General features: G+C 38.1%; 18 protein-coding genes. 16 read left to right on the top strand and 2 right to left on the bottom strand.

Features of this window, described 5'->3' with window-relative positions; translation table 11 throughout:
• Positions 1–29 precede the first annotated feature (29 nt).
• The 5 genes from ICI50_RS07415 to ICI50_RS07395 all read left to right on the top strand — a co-directional run bounded on the left by ICI50_RS07415 (position 30) and on the right by ICI50_RS07395 (position 6,054).
• Entirely contained in the window at positions 30–1,157 is a 1,128-nt protein-coding gene (locus ICI50_RS07415) for a helix-turn-helix domain-containing protein (protein ID WP_054640378.1), read from the top strand.
• 22 nt (positions 1,158–1,179) lie between these two features.
• The gene (pgsA, locus tag ICI50_RS07410; protein ID WP_013854467.1) at positions 1,180–1,740 is read left to right on the top strand and encodes a CDP-diacylglycerol--glycerol-3-phosphate 3-phosphatidyltransferase; all 561 of its coding nucleotides are present in this window, start codon (positions 1,180–1,182) and stop codon (positions 1,738–1,740) included.
• Between the two features lie 188 nt (positions 1,741–1,928).
• The gene (gene recA / locus ICI50_RS07405) at positions 1,929–3,038 is read left to right on the top strand and encodes a recombinase RecA (RefSeq protein WP_056941239.1); all 1,110 of its coding nucleotides are present in this window, start codon (positions 1,929–1,931) and stop codon (positions 3,036–3,038) included.
• A gap of 118 nt (positions 3,039–3,156) precedes the next feature.
• Positions 3,157–4,791 (top strand): ribonuclease Y, encoded by a 1,635-nt coding sequence (gene rny / locus ICI50_RS07400; protein WP_188891413.1) that lies wholly within the window; start codon positions 3,157–3,159, stop codon positions 4,789–4,791.
• 102 nt (positions 4,792–4,893) lie between these two features.
• Entirely contained in the window at positions 4,894–6,054 is a 1,161-nt protein-coding gene (locus ICI50_RS07395) for a glycosyltransferase family 4 protein (protein ID WP_013854464.1), read from the top strand.
• 25 nt (positions 6,055–6,079) lie between these two features.
• Here ICI50_RS07395 and ICI50_RS07390 read toward each other — a convergent pair whose 3' ends face one another.
• Positions 6,080–6,742 carry a YigZ family protein gene (locus ICI50_RS07390; protein ID WP_013854463.1) on the bottom strand — a complete coding sequence of 221 codons (663 nt, stop codon included), beginning with the start codon at positions 6,740–6,742 and terminating at the stop codon, positions 6,080–6,082.
• Positions 6,743–6,786: 44 nt separating this feature from the next.
• Between ICI50_RS07390 and ICI50_RS07385 the strand changes: the two genes are divergently transcribed.
• The 10 genes from ICI50_RS07385 to trxB all read left to right on the top strand — a co-directional run bounded on the left by ICI50_RS07385 (position 6,787) and on the right by trxB (position 17,273).
• Positions 6,787–8,073: an ATP-dependent helicase ComFA gene (locus ICI50_RS07385; protein WP_188891412.1), complete on the top strand. Its 1,287-nt coding sequence runs from the start codon at positions 6,787–6,789 to the stop codon at positions 8,071–8,073.
• The gene (locus ICI50_RS07380; protein WP_056941237.1) at positions 8,070–8,765 is read left to right on the top strand and encodes a ComF family protein; all 696 of its coding nucleotides are present in this window, start codon (positions 8,070–8,072) and stop codon (positions 8,763–8,765) included. The genes ICI50_RS07385 and ICI50_RS07380 overlap by 4 nt, the downstream gene beginning before the upstream one ends.
• A gap of 81 nt (positions 8,766–8,846) precedes the next feature.
• The gene (gene hpf / locus ICI50_RS07375) at positions 8,847–9,389 is read left to right on the top strand and encodes a ribosome hibernation-promoting factor, HPF/YfiA family (RefSeq protein ID WP_013854460.1); all 543 of its coding nucleotides are present in this window, start codon (positions 8,847–8,849) and stop codon (positions 9,387–9,389) included.
• A 139-nt stretch (positions 9,390–9,528) separates the two neighbouring features.
• On the top strand, positions 9,529–11,928 hold the full coding sequence (gene secA / locus ICI50_RS07370; RefSeq protein ID WP_056941236.1) for a preprotein translocase subunit SecA: 2,400 nt from the start codon (positions 9,529–9,531) through the stop codon (positions 11,926–11,928).
• 56 nt (positions 11,929–11,984) lie between these two features.
• Positions 11,985–13,101 (top strand): peptide chain release factor 2 gene (prfB, locus tag ICI50_RS07365; RefSeq protein ID WP_156398516.1). Its coding sequence is split into 2 segments (ribosomal slippage): positions 11,985–12,056 and positions 12,058–13,101, totalling 1,116 coding nucleotides; the frame shifts between segments, so codons are not numbered across the junction.
• An 8-nt stretch (positions 13,102–13,109) separates the two neighbouring features.
• Complete coding sequence (locus ICI50_RS07360; RefSeq protein WP_013854457.1) at positions 13,110–13,382, top strand: hypothetical protein; 273 nt, start codon at positions 13,110–13,112, stop codon at positions 13,380–13,382.
• Between the two features lie 17 nt (positions 13,383–13,399).
• Positions 13,400–14,368 (top strand): HPr(Ser) kinase/phosphatase, encoded by a 969-nt coding sequence (hprK, locus tag ICI50_RS07355; RefSeq protein WP_056941234.1) that lies wholly within the window; start codon positions 13,400–13,402, stop codon positions 14,366–14,368.
• A complete protein-coding gene (gene lgt, locus ICI50_RS07350) occupies positions 14,361–15,200 on the top strand; it encodes a prolipoprotein diacylglyceryl transferase (RefSeq protein ID WP_013854455.1) in 840 nt (279 codons plus the stop codon). The genes hprK and lgt overlap by 8 nt, the downstream gene beginning before the upstream one ends.
• Before the next feature lie 43 nt (positions 15,201–15,243).
• The gene (locus ICI50_RS07345; protein ID WP_013854454.1) at positions 15,244–16,263 is read left to right on the top strand and encodes an NAD(P)H-dependent glycerol-3-phosphate dehydrogenase; all 1,020 of its coding nucleotides are present in this window, start codon (positions 15,244–15,246) and stop codon (positions 16,261–16,263) included.
• A 74-nt stretch (positions 16,264–16,337) separates the two neighbouring features.
• The gene (gene trxB / locus ICI50_RS07340; protein ID WP_013854453.1) at positions 16,338–17,273 is read left to right on the top strand and encodes a thioredoxin-disulfide reductase; all 936 of its coding nucleotides are present in this window, start codon (positions 16,338–16,340) and stop codon (positions 17,271–17,273) included.
• Positions 17,274–17,401: 128 nt separating this feature from the next.
• Here the strand turns inward: trxB and ICI50_RS07335 are convergent, their stop codons facing one another.
• A complete protein-coding gene (locus ICI50_RS07335; protein WP_188891411.1) occupies positions 17,402–18,679 on the bottom strand; it encodes an ISL3 family transposase in 1,278 nt (425 codons plus the stop codon).
• A 218-nt stretch (positions 18,680–18,897) separates the two neighbouring features.
• Here ICI50_RS07335 and glgB point away from each other — a divergent pair, with 218 nt between their 5' ends.
• Complete coding sequence (gene glgB / locus ICI50_RS07330) at positions 18,898–20,814, top strand: 1,4-alpha-glucan branching protein GlgB (RefSeq protein ID WP_013854451.1); 1,917 nt, start codon at positions 18,898–18,900, stop codon at positions 20,812–20,814.

Here is a 20,814-nt window from a genome sequence, read left to right as displayed (position 1 = left end):
TTGTTAAACTTGATTTTGAAGAGGTAAATATGGCAGATATCGGAGATAAATTAAAAAGTGCTAGAGAAGCAAAAGGACTTTCGATTGGAGATATTGAAAAAGCTACTAAGATTCAAAGTAGATATCTGACAGCAATTGAAAAAAATGAATTCGATAAGCTTCCTGGTGATTTTTATGTTAGAGCATTTATTCGTCAATATGCTCAAGTTGTTGGATTAGATGGCAAGGAATTACTCAGCGATTACCACGAAGATGTGCCTGAGGCTGATCCAGATGAATATGTAGAAAATTCAATTGATAATAAGAGCGAAGAAGTTCGTCAAACCACAGATAATAAAAAGAATCTATGGAAGAACTACTTACCTCGTATTGCGATTGCACTTGGTTTAATTATCGTAATTCTAGTTGTATATGCTTTATATGCACATATTGCATCAGGTGGGCAGCATAATCAAGCTGATAACAATAGCGTAACTGTTTCATCACAGAAATCATCTTCATCTTCGTCAAAGAAACCAAAGAAGAAAATTGCGGTTAACCCAGTGAAAGTGAAGAAGATTAGCGACAATGAATATCGTGTAACTGGTTTAAAGAAGAACCGTAAGTTGGTTGTTCGTGCAGGTTCTACTCAAAACATTTCAGCTAGTGTGATAGCTAATAACGTTAGTGTTTGGAGTTCAACTTTGCTAGCTAAGCAAAAGCATACTGTTAATTTGTCAGCTAATGTAGAACGTGTAGTAGTTACCTTAGGTAACGATAACGGGACTTCAATTACCATTGCCGGTAAGAAAATTCCATACGCACCGAATAATGCATATCGGACCATTACTTTGTTAATTGGTAAAGCTAAGAAATCAACTACTCATAGTGATCATTCAAATGATTCAACTGGCACGACGACTAATAATGGCAACACTGGTAATAACGATAATAAAACTGGTTCAACTACTCAAAGTCGCACGCAGAGTAGCACTACTAGAAATAAAACTACTACCCAAAGCAGTCAGAAACAATCATCAACCACTACTCAGAGCAGTCAAACTCATCAAAGTAGTCAAACTCAACAATCATCTAGTGCCCAACAATCATCAACCACTACCCAAAATAACAATAATGGCGGCGGTAATGACAGTGGTAATAATGATAATGGCAATTAGGATTTAGGAGAAATAAAGAAGAATGAATTTACCCAATAAACTTACTGTTTTTAGAATCTTTTTGATTCCAGTATTTATGTTAATTATTATTTTTGGTGGGACTGCTCATACTACCGTAGGTAACTCAACTGTTATTTGGAGCTGGGTAATTGCAGCAATTGTATTTGCCGTTGCTTCTGCTACTGACTGGTTTGATGGTCATATTGCACGTTCACGCAATATGGTTACCAACTTTGGCAAGTTTGCTGATCCGTTGGCAGATAAAATGCTGACGATGACTGCTTTTATCTTTTTAGTAGAATTGAAGCTTGCTCCAGCTTGGATTGTAGCGATTATTGTTTGTCGCGAATTAGCTGTTACTGGTTTACGTTTAATTTTGGCCGAAAATAAAGGTCAAGTGTTGGCAGCTAAAATGCCAGGTAAGATCAAGACGACTTGTCAGATGCTTTCAATTATCTTTTTATTAATTGGCAATTTCTGGTACATTGGTACGATCTTGCTCTACTTAGCATTGATCTTTACTATTTATTCAGGGTATGACTACTTCCATCAATCATGGGGTATATTCAAGGGCTCAATGTAAGATAAACTGAAAAATAAATTAAAAGAAGCAGAAAAATGCTTCTTTTTTTATTTTTTGAGAAAAAAGTTTTCTTTTTTTGCGTAATAAATAGTGAAGGATAAATTCTTTGAACGCTCGTTTGCATTTTGCTTGCAAATTGAATACTGGTCAAAGTATAATTATAAAGTATTAAATTTAGGAGGAAATTAATGGCCAAAGATGAAAAAAAGGCTGCCCTTGATGCAGCGCTTAAAAAAATCGAAAAGAATTTTGGTAAAGGTGCTGTTATGCGGATGGGCGAAAAGGCTGATACGCAAATATCTACTGTACCTACCGGTTCATTAGCTTTAGATGCCGCCATTGGTGTAGGTGGCTATCCTCGGGGTCGTATTATTGAAGTCTATGGCCCTGAATCATCTGGTAAGACGACTGTGGCGCTACATGCTGTTGCTGAAGTACAAAAGCGCGGTGGTACTGCTGCATATATCGATGCTGAAAATGCAATGGACCCCGCTTATGCTGAGGCATTGGGCGTCGATATTGATTCTTTGATTTTGTCGCAGCCTAACACAGGTGAAGAGGGATTGCAGATCGCAGATACCTTAATTTCTAGTGGTGCAGTTGATATTGTGGTGGTTGACTCAGTTGCTGCATTAGTACCACGTGCAGAAATTGAAGGTGAAATGGGGGATGCCCATGTTGGTCTGCAAGCTCGTTTAATGAGTCAAGCTCTGCGGAAATTGTCGGGTACCATTTCTAAAACTAAGACAATTGCCATCTTTATCAATCAAATTCGTGAGAAAGTTGGCGTGATGTTTGGTAATCCTGAAACTACTCCTGGTGGTCGTGCGCTGAAGTTTTATTCAACTATTCGTCTGGAAGTTAGAAGAGCTGAACAGATTAAACAATCAGGTGATGTTTTAGGTAACCGAGTTAAGATCAAGGTAGTTAAGAATAAGGTTGCCCCACCTTTCAAGGTAGCTGAAGTTGATATTATGTACGGTAAGGGTATTTCTCAGAGTGGAGAATTGCTGGATATGGCTGCCGACAAGGATATTATTAATAAGGCTGGTTCATGGTACTCATATAAGACTGAGCGAATTGGTCAAGGCCGTGAAAATGCTAAAAAGTATCTTGAAGATCATCCAGATATTTATCAAGATATTCAAGAGCAAGTTCGTAAGGCTTATGGTATTGATAAAAAATCAATTGCTGACCGCGAAAATCCAGAAAAAATAAAGGAAAAGCGAGAAGAAGCAGAAGAAAAAATTGATCAGAAAAATGCTGAAAAAGCCGATCAAAAAGATAAAGCTAAATAGAATTTACCTTTTACCTTGGAATAATTTTCCAAGGTTTTTTCATCTTAATTGACATGAACACAGAGGTTCTTTATCATAAAAGTAGTGTGAATAATTTCAAAAAAGGGCGATAGTAATCATGAATAATTTGTTAATTGTGATTCCCGTCGCAACTGCCATTGTTTCAATCTTGGTAGGTACAGCAATTGGTTATGCTGTTCGCAAGCATTCATGGGAGCAAAAAGCTCAGAATGCTCAAAATGATGCTGATCATATTTTGGCTGATGCTAAAGCTCAGGTAACTGCAGCTCAGGCAGAAGTTAATGCACAAAAGCAAGCGGCAGAAGCTGTTAAGCAAAGTGCAGAGAACGCTAAGAAAGAAAAAATTCTTGAGGCTCAAGAACAAATCCGCGATTATAAGCAAAAGACCGAAGACGAACTAAATTCTAAGAAAGATGTCTTAGCTCGCCAAGAAAATCGTTTGCAACAACGTGAAGATACCTTGGAACATAAGAATTCTTTATTAGATGAGCGAGAAGCTGGACTTACGCAAAAAGAGGATCAATTAAAGCAGCAGAATGCTAGTTTAAAAGAAAAACTAACTAAGGCTGATGAATTGGTTGAGGCTAGACGGCAAAAGCTTTATGATGTGGCGAAATTAGATAAAGAAGAAGCTAAAAAAATTGTGCTTAGTCAATTATCTGATGAACTAGTCAAAGAACGTGCCGAAATGATCAGAAATAGCAATGAAGAAGTTAAGGCTAAGGCTGATCATTATGCTAATCAAATCATTGTTGATGCTATTCAAAGTAGTGCTGCAGATACGGTTGCCGAGACGACTGTTTCTGTAGTAGATTTACCAAATGAAGAGATGAAGGGACGGATTATCGGCCGCGAAGGACGCAACATTCGTTCATTTGAAGCTTTAACTGGCATTGATCTAATCATTGATGATACGCCAAAGGTAGTTACCTTGAGTGGATTTGATCCAATTAGACGTGAGATTGCTAAGAGGGCAATGGAGCGTTTAATCAAAGATGGTCGAATTCATCCGACTAGAATTGAAGAGATGGTTGATAAGGCCAGAAAAGAAGTTAACGACGATATTTATGAAGCTGGTGAAAGTGCCTTAATAGAACTCGGAATTCACCGTATGAATCCGGAGCTAGTTAAGACACTAGGCCGACTTAAGTATCGTACTTCATATGGTCAAAATGTTTTATCTCATTCAATTGAAGTTGGTAAGCTAGCCGGCACTATGGCTGCTGAACTAGGTCTAGATGAAAAATTAGCGGTTCGCGCGGGATTATTACACGATATTGGTAAAGCAATCGATCATGATATTGAAGGTTCCCATGTAGAAATTGGGGTTGAATTAACTCGTAAGTATCATGAAAATGAGATTGTAGTTAATGCGATTGCCGCTCACCACGGAGATGTACCTAAGTTATCGTTTATTGCTGAACTTGTAGTTGCAGCAGATACGATTTCCTCGGCTCGTCCTGGTGCAAGAAGCGAAAGTTTAGAAAACTATATCAGACGTTTAACCGAACTTGAGAAGATAGCTAAGAGTTATCATGGCGTCAAGCAAGCATATGCAATTCAAGCTGGACGTGAAGTACGCGTGATGGTTGAACCTGATGAGGTTTCAGATGATCGTACAGTAATTTTAGCTCGGGATATTCGCAACCAAGTTGAAAAAGAACTTGATTATCCGGGAAATATTAAAATTACCCTTATCCGTGAGAAGCGGGTTGTGGCAATTGCTAAATAAGAAAAGAAAGTTTGGGATGAAAATCTCAAACTTTTTTGTTATTTGTACAAAATCTCCTCTACTTGTATAATTAAACCAAGTAAATAAGGAAAGTAGCCAAATATGTTTAAAATTATTGTTGAATTATTTTTATTAGTTATCATTTCGGCCGCTATTACACCCTTTATCAGGCGTCTTGCTTTTGTATTAGGGGCCGTAGATAATCCTAACGCGCGCCGCGTTAATAAAAAGCCGATGCCAACGATTGGGGGACTTGGTATCTTCGTTACCTTTAACATTGGGGCCTTCGTGCTTCTACGAGAACAATTCCCTACGCATGAAATTTTTTCAATTTTGCTGGCTTCAAGCGTAATCGTGTTGACGGGATTAATTGATGATATTCTAGAATTAAAACCAAGACAAAAAATGTTTGGGATTTTTATTGCTTCGTTAATTATTTATTTTTTAGCAGGAATACGCATGAATGTTTTAAAATTGCCCTTTGTAGCGCATGAAGTTAATTTGGGGTGGTGGAGTTTTCCGATTACGATTTTTTGGATTTTAGCTTTAACTAATGCTGTTAATTTAATAGATGGTTTAGATGGTTTAGCTGATGGTGTATCGTTAATTTCTTTGACAACCATGGGGATTGTAGGATATTTCTTCCTGCATACGCATCAGTTATATGTGCCAATTGCTTGTTTTATGCTGGCTGCCTGTCTATTGGGTTTTTTACCGTATAATTTCCATCCAGCTAAGATTTTTTTAGGAGATACTGGTGCTCTTTATATCGGCTTTATGGTTGCGGTATTATCCTTGAAAGGCTTAAAAAATGTGACCTTTATTTCATTACTGGTACCAATTATCATTTTAGGCGTGCCAATTACTGATACGGTATATGCAATGATCCGGCGTAAACTAAATAAAAAGCCAATTTCAGAAGCTGATAAGCATCATTTGCACCACCAGTTAATGCGTATGGGATTGACGCATAGACAAACTGTATTAACAATATATGCTTTGTCATTAGTATTTTCTTTTATTTCGCTATTGTTCTTGCTTTCACCAGCATGGGGCACTTGGTTATTAATATTAGGACTATTAGTTGCACTAGAATATTTCGTGGAATCAATTGGCTTATTAGGTGAAAAATATCATCCTTTAATGCATGTAATTCAAAAAATTATTAATCAGAAAAGCAAAACTGATCCTACAGTAGAAGTTTGGCATTTAGGTGACGAGAAACCTGACCAACTAAAAAGCAAAAATAAAGCGAAAAAATAAAGAGCCTGGTTAACCAAGCTCTTTTTCATTGCTCATGATAATTATTGTCTTCTACTGGAATTTCGTTATAACGTTTTTCGCCATTAGTAAAATTGACTTGACCTGCTAAGAGATTAGTTAGGTCATTTTTTGTTTGTTCTTGTTCATTGCTATCTAAAAAAATATGGATTTTAACATCAACGCCATATTCGGTGTTAGCTATAAAAATATTATTTGTTTTAAGATAATGATCTACCTCATCGAAGCGATTATAGGGAACCCTGAAAATTAATTCTTGCTGCAATACACGCTTGATTACGCCAATGTTTTCTACGGCGTTGGTGACGCTGTTGGAGTAAGCACGAATTAAACCGCCAGCACCTAATTTAATCCCACCAAAGTATCTCGTGACTACTACGGTAACATTTTTTAGTTTCATTAATTGGAGTGCTTTCAATTCGGGTACGCCCGCTGTACCTGAAGGTTCGCCATTATCGCTTTCTTTAACCTGATTATCATTTAGTCCGATGGTGTAAGCAAAAGTGTTATGAGTCGCATCACGATATTGCTTAGAGATTTTTTGAATAAACGCATTTGCCTCGTCAACTGTAGTGGTGCGAGCCATGCTAGTAATGAATCTGCTTTTTTTGATAATTAATTCACTGCTACCATTTTGCTTAATTGTTAAAAAAATTTCTTTTTCTGACAAAAAAATCGCCTCTTTTTGCGTAATAAATAATAGAGGTGAAAATTATGGAAGATTTAACTCTATTATCTGGTCGTCAATGGATTGTTAGTCAAGAGGATTCTAGCATACTTGAGGGATGCAACCAAGTTCCAGTGTTTGAAAAGGGAATTTGCAATCGTTGTGGCGATCGCTTGAAATATAAATTACCAAGTGGCAAGTATTATTGTCGCGGCTGTATCGGCTTAGGTAGAGCTAGCGAAGGCAATTGGCTAATACGGCTGCCAGCAACTGATCGTTTTGAAAAAAGAAAAAATGATGGTTTAACCTGGCAAGGTAAATTAACGCCGTTGCAGCAGGAGATCTCAGATCAACTGGTACTAAATTTTAGAGAGAAGAAGAGTAGTCTGGTGCATGCGGTAACTGGCGCGGGGAAGACCGAAATGCTTTTTCAGCTAATTGCTACTTGTTTAAGTCAAGGGAAGAGAGCGTGTATTGCTACACCGCGAATTGATGTGGTTAATGAACTTTATCCGCGCTTTCAAGCAGCCTTTGCTCAAATTGAGATTGGTAAATATCATGGTAGAGAATATAAGGAGCCTGGACTGGAGCAATTGACTATTTGTACAACGCACCAATTGATGAAATTTTATCAAGCATTTGATCTATTGGTAATTGATGAGGTAGATTCTTTCCCATATGTAGGCAACGCTGAATTGCATTTTGCGGCTAAAAATGCTGTCAAAAATACTGGCATGCGAGCATATTTAACAGCTACGCCAACGAATGATTTGTTGCAAGAAGTAAAAAAAGGTACAATTCAGCTTTTAAAGTTAAATCGCCGTTTTCATGGCGGACTTTTGCCAGTGCCGAAGGAAAAACTATTTATTAAGCCATTTTTGAATAAAAGACAACAAATTCATCCAGCATTATTAACGGAAATTAAAAAAGTGATTTTGAGTAAGCATCCACTTTTGATTTTTGTACCGCGGATTGAGGAGATTCCGACTTACTTAAAAACTTTGCAAGATAAATTAAAAATGAAAGAGCTGAAAATGGCTGGCGTTCACGCTCAAGATCCTCAAAGATTAGAGAAAGTGCAAGCCTTTAGAGAAAGAAAACTGGATGTGCTATTAACTACGACGATTTTAGAGCGCGGCGTAACTTTTAAAAATGTCTGGGTAATTATTATTGCAGCGGATGATGCTATTTATACTACTGCTAGCTTAGTTCAGATTGCTGGACGAGTAGGTCGAGCACAGGAGGATCCCACTGGCTTAGTTTTGTACTGTTATCATCGCTATACTAAGAATATTCGCACAAGTATTAAACAAATCAGGGAAATGAATAAATGAGAACATGTTTATTATGTGAACAAGAATTTGTGCCGCCAATTTATTTCGCCCAAATTTTTTCGTTTAAACAATCAAGGTCAACTAGAATTTGCTCACATTGCTTGCAAAAATTTCAGAAATTAACGGGCAACTATTGTAGTTTTTGTCATAAAGAAATGGATCAGGGACTTGTATGCCTTGATTGTAAAAAATGGCAACAAATGTATCCCAATAATGTCCTTCATAATCATGCCTTATATCACTACAATTTAGCTTTTCATGATTTGATGGTGGCTTATAAACGGCGTGGTGATTATGTCCTGCGTGAGGTATTGCAGCAATTATGCTATGAATATTTAATTAAAACAGATTACGATTATTATGTTCCTGTTCCGACCTCACCTGAGCATCAAGACAGACGTCAGTTTGATACGATTTTCGCGGTTTATGGCGATATTTTGCCTTTAACGCCACTTTTAAAAAAGAAAACTGGTAGTCATGCACAAGGGGAGAAAAACAAGCAAGAGCGACTTAAAACGCCACAAAGTTTTTTCATTGATTCTGCAGTTGAATTGGATGAAAGTATCAAAACAGGAAAAATATTAATTTTGGATGATATTTATACTACAGGCAGAACGTTATATCACGCGCGGGACTGTTTGCGGCGGGATTTTCCAAAGGCAAAAATTGAAAGCTTTTCAATTTGTCGGTAGATTTATTATGAAACGCTTTCATCTTTTGGTATAATAAATTTGTAAAGAAAAAACCGCTTTGCGGTGAAAGGAGAATCTTATATGTTAAAGTACAATGTTCGTGGAGAAAATATTGAAGTAACTGACGCTTTAAGAAGCTATGTTGAGAAACGGTTAAACAAGTTGGAGAAATACTTTGAATTGACTCAAGATGTGATTGCACACGTTAACTTAAGAGTTTACCGTGATCATTCTGCTAAGGTGGAAGTTACTATTCCTTTACCATACTTAGTTTTGAGAGCTGAAGAAACCACGGATGACATGTATCGTAGCATTGACTTCGTTTCAGAAAAACTTGAACGTCAAATCAGAAAATACAAGACCCGTGTAAATAAAAAGAGTCGTGAAAAGGGTTTGCAAGACTTCTTCGTTGAACAACCTCAAGAAGAAAAGAAACCTAGTGAATTCGACATTGTTCGTAACAAGCGCGTTAGCTTGAAACCAATGGATCCAGAAGAAGCAATTTTGCAAATGGATATGTTGGAACACGACTTCTTTGTATTTGAAGATGCGGAAACTAACGGTACTAGCGTTGTTTACCGCAGAAACGATGGTCGCTATGGTTTAATTGAAACTAACGAATAAACGAGTTAACATACTCATTAAATATACAAGCCTCGCGTTTTTGGCGCGGGGTTTTTGTATGGAATATTTTCCTTTTACAAGCAATCATGTTAAAATTAATCTGTATTTTTAGACTTAACGACATATAAGGATCGATTTAATGGCAAATATTTTAAAGAAACTATATAACACTGATAAAAGAGAACTTAAAAAATTTGAAAAATATGCACAAAAAGTAGAATCCTACGCTGATGAAATGAGCAAGCTGTCCGATGAACAGCTTCAAGCTAAGACTCCAGAGTTTCGTAAGCGGATTAAAAATGGTGAAAGCTTAAATGATCTTTTGCCGGAAGCATTTGCAGTTTCTCGTGAAGGGGCTAAGCGTGTTCTGGGGCTGTATCCATTCCACGTTCAGATTTTAGGTGGTATTTCACTGCACTTTGGTAATATTTCTGAAATGATGACAGGTGAAGGTAAAACCTTGACCGCTACGATGCCAGTTTACTTAAATGCTTTGACTGGTAAGGGTGTTCACGTTGTTACGGTTAACGAATATCTTTCCAGCCGTGATGAAGAAGAAATGGGCCAATTGTATAAGTGGCTTGGCTTGACAGTAGGCTTGAACTTGAACTCCATGTCACCAGATGAAAAACGTGAAGCTTATAACTGTGACATTACTTATTCAACCAACTCAGAACTTGGTTTTGATTATTTGCGTGACAACATGGTTGTTTACAAGGAGCAAATGGTGCAACGTCCACTTAACTATGCCATCATCGACGAAGTTGACTCGATTTTGATTGATGAGTCCAGAACGCCATTGATTATTTCTGGTGAAGCTGAACAAGCTAACAGTGATTATATCCGTGCCGATCGCTTTGTTAAGACCTTATCAGAAGACAAGAGCGATGACGATGCCGATGATGATGAAGATCACGGCGATTACAAGATTGACTGGCCTACTAAGACTATTTCACTTACTAGAACTGGGATTGAAAAAGCCTGTGAACACTTCGGTATAAAGAATTTGTACGATGTTGAAAACCAAAAGTTGGTGCACCATATCGATCAAGCTCTTCGTGCTAACTACATCATGCTTAAAGATATTGACTATGTGGTTCAAGATGGTGAAGTATTGATCGTTGACTCATTTACGGGTCGTGTAATGGAGGGCCGTCGTTATTCAGATGGCTTGCACCAAGCCATTGAAGCTAAGGAAGGCGTCAAGATTCAAGAAGAATCTAAGACACAGGCTACGATTACCTACCAGAACTTCTTCAGAATGTACAAGAAGTTGTCTGGGATGACTGGTACTGCTAAGACTGAAGAAGAAGAATTCCGTGAAATCTACAACATGCAGGTAATCACGATTCCTACTAACCGTCCAATTGCCAGAAAAGACATGCCTGATATTTTATATCCAACTTTGGATTCAAAATTCCATGCTGTAGTTGAAGAAATTAAGAAGCGTCATGCTAAAGGTCAGCCTGTCTTAGTTGGTACTGTAGCGATTGAAAGTTCAGAAAGACTTAGTCATTTGCTTGATGAGGCTAATATTCCTCATGCAGTTTTAAACGCTAAAAACCACGCCAAGGAAGCGCAGATCATTATGAACGCCGGTCAACGTGGTGCGGTAACGATTGCGACTAACATGGCCGGTCGTGGTACTGACATCAAGTTAGGGCCTGGAGTTAAGGAACTTGGCGGTTTAGCAGTTATTGGTACTGAGCGTCACGAATCACGTCGTATTGATAACCAGCTTCGTGGTCGGTCTGGTCGTCAGGGTGATCCTGGTTACACTAGATTTTACTTATCACTTGAAGATGACTTGATGAAGCGATTTGGTGGCGATCGAGTTAAGGACTTCTTAGATCGTTTATCTGATAATGATGATGATAAGGTGATTGAAAGTCGCTTGATTACTCGCCAAGTTGAATCCGCTCAAAAACGTGTTGAAGGTAACAACTACGATACTCGTAAGCAGACTTTGCAGTACGATGACGTTATGCGTATTCAGCGTGAAATTATCTACGGTGAAAGAATGCAAGTCATTGACGCTGATAAATCACTGAAGAATGTTTTGGTACCAATGATTTATCGCACCATTGATAGTCAAGTAGACATGTTTACTCAAGGTGATAGAAGCGAATGGCGTCTTGATTCATTGCGTGACTTTATTGCTTCGAGTTTGACTTCAGAACAAGTAGCAGATTCGATTGATTTTAAGACAATCAGTGTTCAAGATTTGAAGAAGAAGCTATATGATATCGTAGAGAAGAACTTTGCCGATAAAGAAAAAGCATTGGGTGATCCAAGTCAAATGCTGGAATTTGAAAAAGTTGTTATTTTACGTGTCGTCGATGATCGTTGGACTGATCATATTGATGCCATGGACCAATTGCGTCAATCAATTGGTCTTCGTGGTTATGGTCAGCTTAACCCATTAGTTGAATATCAAGATTCTGGTTACAGAATGTTTGAAGAGATGATTTCAAATATTGAATTCGATGTAACTCGTTTGTTCATGAAGGCTGAAATTAGACAAAATCTTAGTCGTTAATAAAGAAAGAAGGGGGAGTTAACAGCTTCCCTTTTTTGTCATAAAGGTGAGAAAAGATGGAAATTAGTGAAATTCAAAGTGCGTTAGACGAATTAAAGAAGCGTTTAAATCACTTTAGGGGGTCTCTTTGACTTAGATGCGATTGATGAAAGCATTGAGATTAATGAAGCCAAGATGGCCCAACCTGATTTTTGGGATGATCAGGACAAAGCCCAAAAATTAATTAGTGATAACAATATATTAAAAGAAAAGCGTGATTCATTTTTAAAGCTGAAAAAGGGCTACGAAGATGAAACAACCGCGCTTGAATTATTGCGAGAGGAACCTGATACTGAACTGCAAAAAGAAGTAGAGGCAGATTTAGACTCTTTGCAAGAAGAATTTCATAATTATGAGTTAGATTTACTTTTATCAGGCAAATATGATAGTCATAATGCCTTATTAGAAATCCATCCTGGTGCTGGTGGTACTGAAGCAATGGATTGGGGACAGATGCTCTTAAGAATGTATCAGCGCTATTGTGATACAGCAGGTTTTAAATTTGAAATTAACGATTATGAACCTGGTGAAGAAGCCGGCCTTAAAAGCGTAAGTGCAAGAATTGTAGGTAAAAATGCTTACGGAATGCTTAAGTCAGAGAATGGCGTGCATCGGTTAGTGCGAATTTCGCCATTTGATGCTGCTAAAAGACGGCATACCTCATTTGCTTCAGTGGAAGTAATTCCAGAAGTAGATGACAGTATTCAAATTGATATTAATCCTAAAGATCTGCGAATTGATGTTTATCGTTCTAGTGGTGCTGGTGGTCAGCACATTAACAAGACTTCTAGTGCGGTTAGAATTACTCACTTGCCAACAGGAATTGTTACTACTTCGCAGGCGCAGCGTTCACAACTGCAAAATCGTGAGACGGCGATGAATGAGTTGAGAGCTAAGCTTTTCCATTTAGAAGAAGAGAAAAAGCGTAAGCAAAAACAAGCGTTAAAGGGTGATCAAAAAGAAATCGGCTGGGGCTCGCAGATTAGGTCATATGTTTTCCATCCTTATAACTTGGTCAAAGATTTGCGTACTGGCTATGAGACTGCCGATGCAAATGGTGTAATGGATGGAAAACTACAACCGTTTATTTATGCATATTTGCAATGGTTACTTAGTCAAGAGAATCCGGAATAGGTGAAAAAATGAGTTTTTGGGGAATTGTATTGCTAGTATTTATAGCATTAATTATCTTAAGTTTATTATTCGTCTTTTTTAAGGCATTCATCTTTTTATTACCTGTTGGTCTAATTGCTATTGCTTTAATTTGGCTGATCGGTTGGTTTACCGGGAGAAAGAATAAAGCTAGCATGCCAAGCAGCGGTAGTTATTATGACTGGTTTAAGAAAGAAAATTCAACACATAATCCTACTAGAAAAAAAGCTCGTAATGTCACTACAAAAGATGTCGATAAATAGTTAGGGGGAAGATTCCTATGGTTACTGAAGTTAAATTAGCAAAATTAATTCAAGATAATAAAAGCATTCTTGAAGTATATCAAGGTGCAGAATATGTGCAAGACTCTGAAATTTATGTTTCGGATATTTATCGTCCAGGACTAGAATTAACAGGATATTTTGATTTTTATCCTGCTCAACGTATTCAATTGCTAGGTCGAACAGAGATTTCTTATGCGGCGCGACTAGACCATGATATTAGAACGCATGTCTTTAATAAGATGGCTACTGAGGCTACACCGTGTTTTCTAGTTTCGAGATCCTTGCCTGTACCTGAGGAGTTATCGACTGCTGCAGAGGAAGCGCAAATTCCAATTCTGCGGACGCGAGAGTCAACTACTTATATATCTAGTATCCTAACTGAGTATTTACGTGCGCGGTTAGCTAAGAGAACGAGCGTTCATGGCGTTTTAGTCGAAATTAAAGGTATGGGTGTCCTTTTAATAGGAGCATCTGGCGTAGGTAAATCTGAAACAGCCTTAGGTTTAGTACAACGTGGACATAGATTAATCGCAGATGATCGGGTCGATGCCTTCCAAAAAGATCATAATACGGTCGTAGGTGAGGCACCGAAAATTTTAAAGCATTTGATGGAGATTAGAGGAATCGGCATCATTGATGTGATGAACTTATTTGGTGCAGGTGCTGTTAAAAATAGAACCGAAATTCAATTGGTAATTAATTTAGTCAACTGGGACCCTAAAGCTAATTATGATCGCCTAGGTTTCCAAGAAAATACGCGTGAAATCTGCAACGTAGCGATTCCACAGGTTAATATTCCGGTTAAAGTTGGGCGTAACCTAGAAATTATTATCGAAGTTGCTGCAATGAACTTTAGAGCTAAGAAGATGGGCTTTGATGCGACACAAACTTTTGATAATAATTTAACTAGTTTAATCTCAGAGCACTCAAAGGAAGACAAGGATAAGGTTCACCACGATGATTAATTTGATCATTAATCCAGTAGCTTTTCAAATTGGCAGTCTGAGCGTTAAATGGTACGGTATAATAATGGCTGTAGCTATCGTTTTAGCTGCTTGGATGGCGATTAATGAAGGCAAAAAAAGACAAATCATTAGTGATGATTTTGTCGATCTGCTTTTGTGGGCTGTACCGCTTGGCTATGTAGGAGCGCGTATTTACTACGTTATCTTTGAATGGGGTTATTATTCTCGCCATCCTGAACAGATTATTGCGATCTGGCAAGGTGGGATCGCAATTTATGGTGGTTTAATTGCAGGTTTAATTGTCTTGCTGGTATTTTGTTATAAAAGGATGCTCCCGCCATTTTTGATGCTGGATATTATTGCTCCGGGGGTAATGGCTGCCCAAATCCTAGGTCGCTGGGGGAATTTTGTTAATCAGGAAGCCCACGGTGCCCCGATTAGTTTACAGTTTCTACAGAGTTTGCATTTACCTGAATTCGTTATTCAGCAAATGAAAATTGGTGGTACGTATTATCAACCAACATATTTGTATGAATCTTTCTTTAATTTAATTGGGTTAATCCTAATTTTATCTTTGCGTCACCGCAAGCATTTGTTTAAGCAAGGCGAGGTTTTTATGACTTATTTGCTTTGGTACAGCGTAGTTAGATTTTTTGTAGAAGGTATGAGGACAGATAGTCTATACATTTTTGGTATAATACGTGTATCACAAGCATTAAGTTTAGTCCTTTTTATTGCTACAATAATTTTATGGATTTATCGGCGTAAAGTTGTTAAACCAAAATGGTATTTAGATGGTAGCGGGTTAAAATATCCGTATACTAGAGATTAATAAAGAAAAATTAGAAAATTAGTTAGAAAGTTTGAGAGAAAAAATGACAAAGATTGCAGTTTTAGGTAATGGTTCATGGGGTTCTGTGTTAGGTTCAATGCTCGCTGATAACGGCAATGAAGTAACCCTTTACGGAAATATTGATAGCGTCAATGAAGAAATCAATAAGACTCATACTAATAGTCACTATATGAAAGACTGGAAATTAAACGAGACAGCTAAGGCTACTGGAGACTTGGCAGAAGCGCTTGATGGCGCAGAATTGGTTTTGTTCGTTTTGCCAACCAAGGCTGTTAGAATTGTAGCTAAGAATGTGCGCAAAGTTTTGGATAAAACCGGTGCTAAGCCACTCTTAGTCACTGCTACCAAAGGAATTGAACCAGGTACTAAGAAACTTATTTTTGAAATTTTAACCGAAGAAATTTATCCAAATGATAGTGATAAAATTGTTGCTATTTCTGGACCAAGTCATGCCGAAAATGTAGCGCAAAAAGATTTAACTGCTATTGCGTGTGCTTCAACTGATGAAAATAATGCTAAGAAAGTACAAAAGCTGTTCTCTAATGATTACGTTCGTTTCTATACTAACGATGATTTAATTGGTGTTGAAGTTGGCGGTGCTGTTAAGAACGTAATTGCGATTGCTGCAGGTATTTTGGTAGGTCAAGGTTACGGTGATGATGCTAAGGCTGCTTTGATGACTAGAGGTTTAGCAGAAATTACTCGTTTAGGCGTTAACTACTTTGGTGCTAAGCCAATGACCTTTAGCGGCTTGTCAGGTATTGGTGACTTGATCGTAACTTGTACTTCAGTCAACTCACGTAATTGGCGTGCTGGTAAACAAATTGGTGAGGGCAAGAGCTTGGATTATGTCTTGAAGAATATGGGTCAAGTAGTTGAAGGTGCTACTACCGTTAAGGCTGTTCATGAACTTAGCGAAGAAAAGGGCATTGATATGCCAATTAGCGATGCCATTTACCGCGTTCTTTATGAAAATGCAGATGTTGCTACTGAAATTAAAAAGATGATGGGTAGAGAACCTAAGCCAGAAATCCGTCTTTAATTAGGCAATAAACTTGGCAATTAGTTGAAGATATTGTATTATACTTATAAAAAGTAAGTAAAGGAGTCGAGATTATGGCCGATAAATACGATGTGATTGTAGTTGGAGCAGGTCCTGGTGGCATGACAGCTGCCTTGTATGCCGCTCGTGCCAATTTAAATGTATTAGTGCTAGATCGTGGACCATATGGCGGACAGATGAACAACACTGATGCCATTGACAACTATCCTGGTTTTACTGAGATTAAGGGTCCAGAACTTAGTCAGAAGATGTACGATACTCTGATGAAGTTTGAACCTGATTATAAGTATGGCAATGTTCAAACAGTTGCGCTTGATGGCAATGAGAAGGTAATTAAGACAGACGATGATCATGAATATCGTGCGCCGATTCTAATTATCGCAACTGGTTCCGATCATCGTCATTTGGGTGTCCCCGGTGAAGAAGAATATTCTGGTAAGGGTGTTTCTTATTGTGCCGTTTGTGATGCCGCATTCTTTAAAGACGAAGATGTCACTGTTATAGGTGGCGGCGATTCTGCTATTGAAGAAGGAATCTACCTAGCTCAATTAGCTAAAAGCGTAACTGTGGTTCACCGTCGTGATGAACTGCGTGCCCAACCAACTTTGCAGAAGAGAGCATTTGCTAACAAGAAGATGAAGTTTGTTTGGAATGCACAAACTGAAGAAATTGTCGGTGATGGCAATCGGGTAACAAGCATAAAGTACCGTGATAAAGAAACCGGGGAAGAAAAAGAACTTCCTACAGCTGGTGTTTTTATTTACGTTGGCGTTCTTCCACAAACTGCTCCATTTAAAGAACTGGGTATTTTGGATGACCAAGGCTGGATTGTGACTGATGATCACATGAAGACTAAGGTGCCTGGCATCTTTGCATTAGGTGACGTTCGTGAAAAAGACTTACGGCAAATAGCTAACGCAGTCGGTGAAGGCAGTGTGGCAGGTCAAGCTGCTTACAACTATTATCAAGATTTGAAAGATAGAAATTAGATGCTAAAAGGCATGTCGAGAAGGCATGCCTTTTATTTTTTTGCAAAAAAATAAAGAACATATTCAGTTGCTATATATATATTATGGCTCTTTGTCAAATCCTGTTGATAGAGAGTAAATGAATAGAATCAGGCAGTCATTAAAAGGATGTTTGGTTCTTTTTCTGTATATTGATTTTCCTCTAAACGAATTCTGGTTAATAAATTGATAAAATTGGAATAGCCGAAAGCTGTTCGTTCGATTTGCTTGATTTTGCGGTTGAAGCCTTCAAGACAGCCATTAGAATAAGGCAGCGCCGCACCGTTAAGCACCGCTTTTAGATTGTATTTAAAAGTTAGCAGCGTCTTATGCATTAGGGTTCCAATTGAATCTTTGCTGGTAATCAATGATTTAAGCTCTTGAGTGTTGTTTGTTTCAATTGCTTGAATAAAACTCTGCATCAGGTTATATGAGTTCTCTAAAGCAGTATTGGCACTGATGCCTTCCATGACTACTTGAGCTTGTGTTAAGCAGTCTTTATAGTGCCAGTTGTAGCGAGGATGAATTTTTTCCAATTCATCATATTTCTTCAAGTATAGCTTCCAGGGAGATTTGAGCAGCTGATACTGTCTGGATCTTTTATCAAAGGTCTTCATGACTTTAACTCTGAGCGAGTTAAAAGAACGAGTAAGCATTTGAATCATGTGAAAGCGATCGATGACAATCTGAGCATTAGGGAAACAGGCTCTGACAATGTCCTGATAGTAAAAGTTGAGATCCATCGTAACGGTTCTAACGTTGGCTCTGGCTTGAGGCGAAAAACGTCCAAAATACTTAAGCAGATTCTTCTTATAACGCGTTCTAAGAATCTGCACGACTTGATGACTATCGCCGTCTAAGCAGATAAAGTGCAGCTGACGATCAACGCCTTTGAATTCATCGAAAGCCAAATGAGCTGGCAGATACTCATAGCTGTCAAGGAAACGGTGAGAGCAGCTGCCTAAAACTCTTTGAACCGTGTTGACAGAAACATTGTTTTCTCTGGCAATGCTGGTCATCGAACGATCTTCAGTTAACGCAGACAAAATTTTTAGCTTAGAGGCATTAGAAATAGAACAGTACTTGCTTGCCAATTCTGATTGGGCCATTGACCAGCGACTGCAATCACGGCATCTAACTCGCTGCTTAGCCAGTCTAATAGTTACTGGATGGCTGGCATTAGCTGTTAAATAGCGAATGTTGGTAATCAGATGTCCATTATGCAGGAGAGCCAAGGAGCCACAGTAAGGACAAGCAGGCTGAATCAATTCTGCTTCATAGATTTTGTGCTTTTTCATCTGGACCATTTTGTAGAAATAGTCTTTGAAAACAATATTTTTTTCTTTAATATCAAGATCAAATTTAATACAATGATTAAAAGAGGACATAGAAACACACCTTTATTTATAAAATGTTTAGTAGGATAGATTTTTTATTACAGGGGACTATGTCCTCCTTTTTTATGCAATAAAAAACCTGTTAACAGCTTATCATATTGATAAGTCATCAACAGGAAAAATTATAGAGCCTATATTATAAATAAAGTCTTATAATAGTGGTATATTAAAAGTGGAAAGCGCATTCATTTTAAAAGGAAGAGGTATTTATGGAAATTCTTGAAGAACGGTATCGCAAATTCGGCGCTGGTACTGAGCTTCAGCTACAGGATATTTTGGGTTGTCATCAGATAGATCGTAACTTCAGGTTCAGTGTTTGGGCACCAAAAGCACGCCAAGTTTGGTTAGTTGGCGACTTTAATGATTGGCAAAAGACTTTGCCAATGTCAGAAAATGAACAAGGAATTTGGACAGTCATTACTGATCAGCCCCAGATTGGCCAACTTTATAAATTTTTGGTTAAGCAAGCTGATGGTACAGAAGTCATGAAGATTGATCCAATGGCAACGCAATTTGAACATCGTCCGGGGGATGCTGCAGTTGTAGCGAATTTGCCAGAAAAGCACTGGCACGATGCTGCTTGGATTGGCAGAAACAAGCAGATGAATCATTTTGCTAGGCCAATCAATATTTATGAAGTGCACGCTAGCTCATGGAAGAGACATGCTGATGGTTCACTTTATACATTGAAAGATTTACAAAAAGAATTAATTCCTTATGTGCAAAAACAAGGTTTTAATTATATTGAATTTCTGCCATTAACTGAGCATCCACTTGATGCTTCTTGGGGGTATCAGGCAACGGGCTATTTTGCATTATGTAGTACATATGGTACGCCTAGTGAATTGCAAGACTTCGTAGAGGCTTGTCACCAGCATAATATCGGAGTTTTTTGCGATTGGGTACCAGGGCATTTTTGTATTAATAATGATGCTTTGGCATATTATGACGGTACGCCTTGTTATGAATTTGCAGAAAAATGGCGTGCTGAAAATAAAGGCTGGGGCGCACTTAATTTTGATTTAGGTAAGCCGCAAGTACAATCATTTTTGCTTTCAAGCGCATTATTCTGGCTAGAATATTATCATTTAGATGGTCTGCGTGTAGATGCGGTATCTAATATGCTTTACCGCGATTATGATCGCGGGCCTGGTCAATGGCAACCAGATAAGTATGGCGGCAATCGTAACTTAGAGGGGATTGAATTTTTGCATAAGCTGAACCGTACGGTGAAGGGTTTGCATCCAGAGGATTTGATGATTGCTGAAGAAAGTTCAGCTCAAGTTAAGATTACAGGCCGAATTGAAGATGGCGGGTTAGGCTTTGATTTTAAATGGAATATGGGGTGGATGAATGATGTTTTACGTTTCTATGAAATGGATCCTTTATTTAGAAAATTCAACTTCAATTTAGCCACCTTTTCGTTTATGTATCGGATGAGTGAAAATTTTGTTTTGCCATTATCGCATGATGAAGTTGTGCATGGTAAACGAAGTTTAATGAATAAGATGTGGGGCAAGCGTGATCAACAATTTGCTCAATTGCGGAATTTATATACCATGCTGATGACCTATCCAGGCAAAAAGCTCTTGTTTATGGGGAGTGAATTTGGGCAATACTTGGAATGGCGCTTTAATGAAGGACTTGAATGGTCTGAATTACAAGATCCTTTGAATAATAAGATGCGAAGATTTGATCGTGTCTTGAACCAATTCTATTTGGATGAGCCGTCATTATGGCAATTAGAGCAAAAGGAAACTGCTTTAAAGGTAATTGATGCTGATAATAAGGATGAGTCAGTTCTATCTTTTATTCGTCAAGGGAAGCGAAGAAAGGATTTCTTAGTTATCATTCTGAACTTTACACCGGTAGAGCGAAAGAAGTTTGCAATTGGCGTGCCATATTCAGGTGAGTACAAGGAAGTGTTGAATACTGCTCGAGTAGAGTTTGGTGGTCATTGGAATCAAGCAGCGCAAATTTGCACGACGGTAAAGAAGCAGTTTAAGAATATGGAATATCAAGTTGAACTTGATGTCCCTGGATTTAGTGCATTGATCTTGAAACCTAAAGAGGTCAATATTAAGAGACATCTACGGCGCAAACATAGTCAAAGAGGAGGGAAGTAA

Source organism: Lactobacillus kefiranofaciens, assembly GCF_014656585.1.
GTDB lineage: Bacteria > Bacillota > Bacilli > Lactobacillales > Lactobacillaceae > Lactobacillus > Lactobacillus kefiranofaciens.
This window is presented reverse-complemented; position numbering and strand designations above follow the sequence as displayed.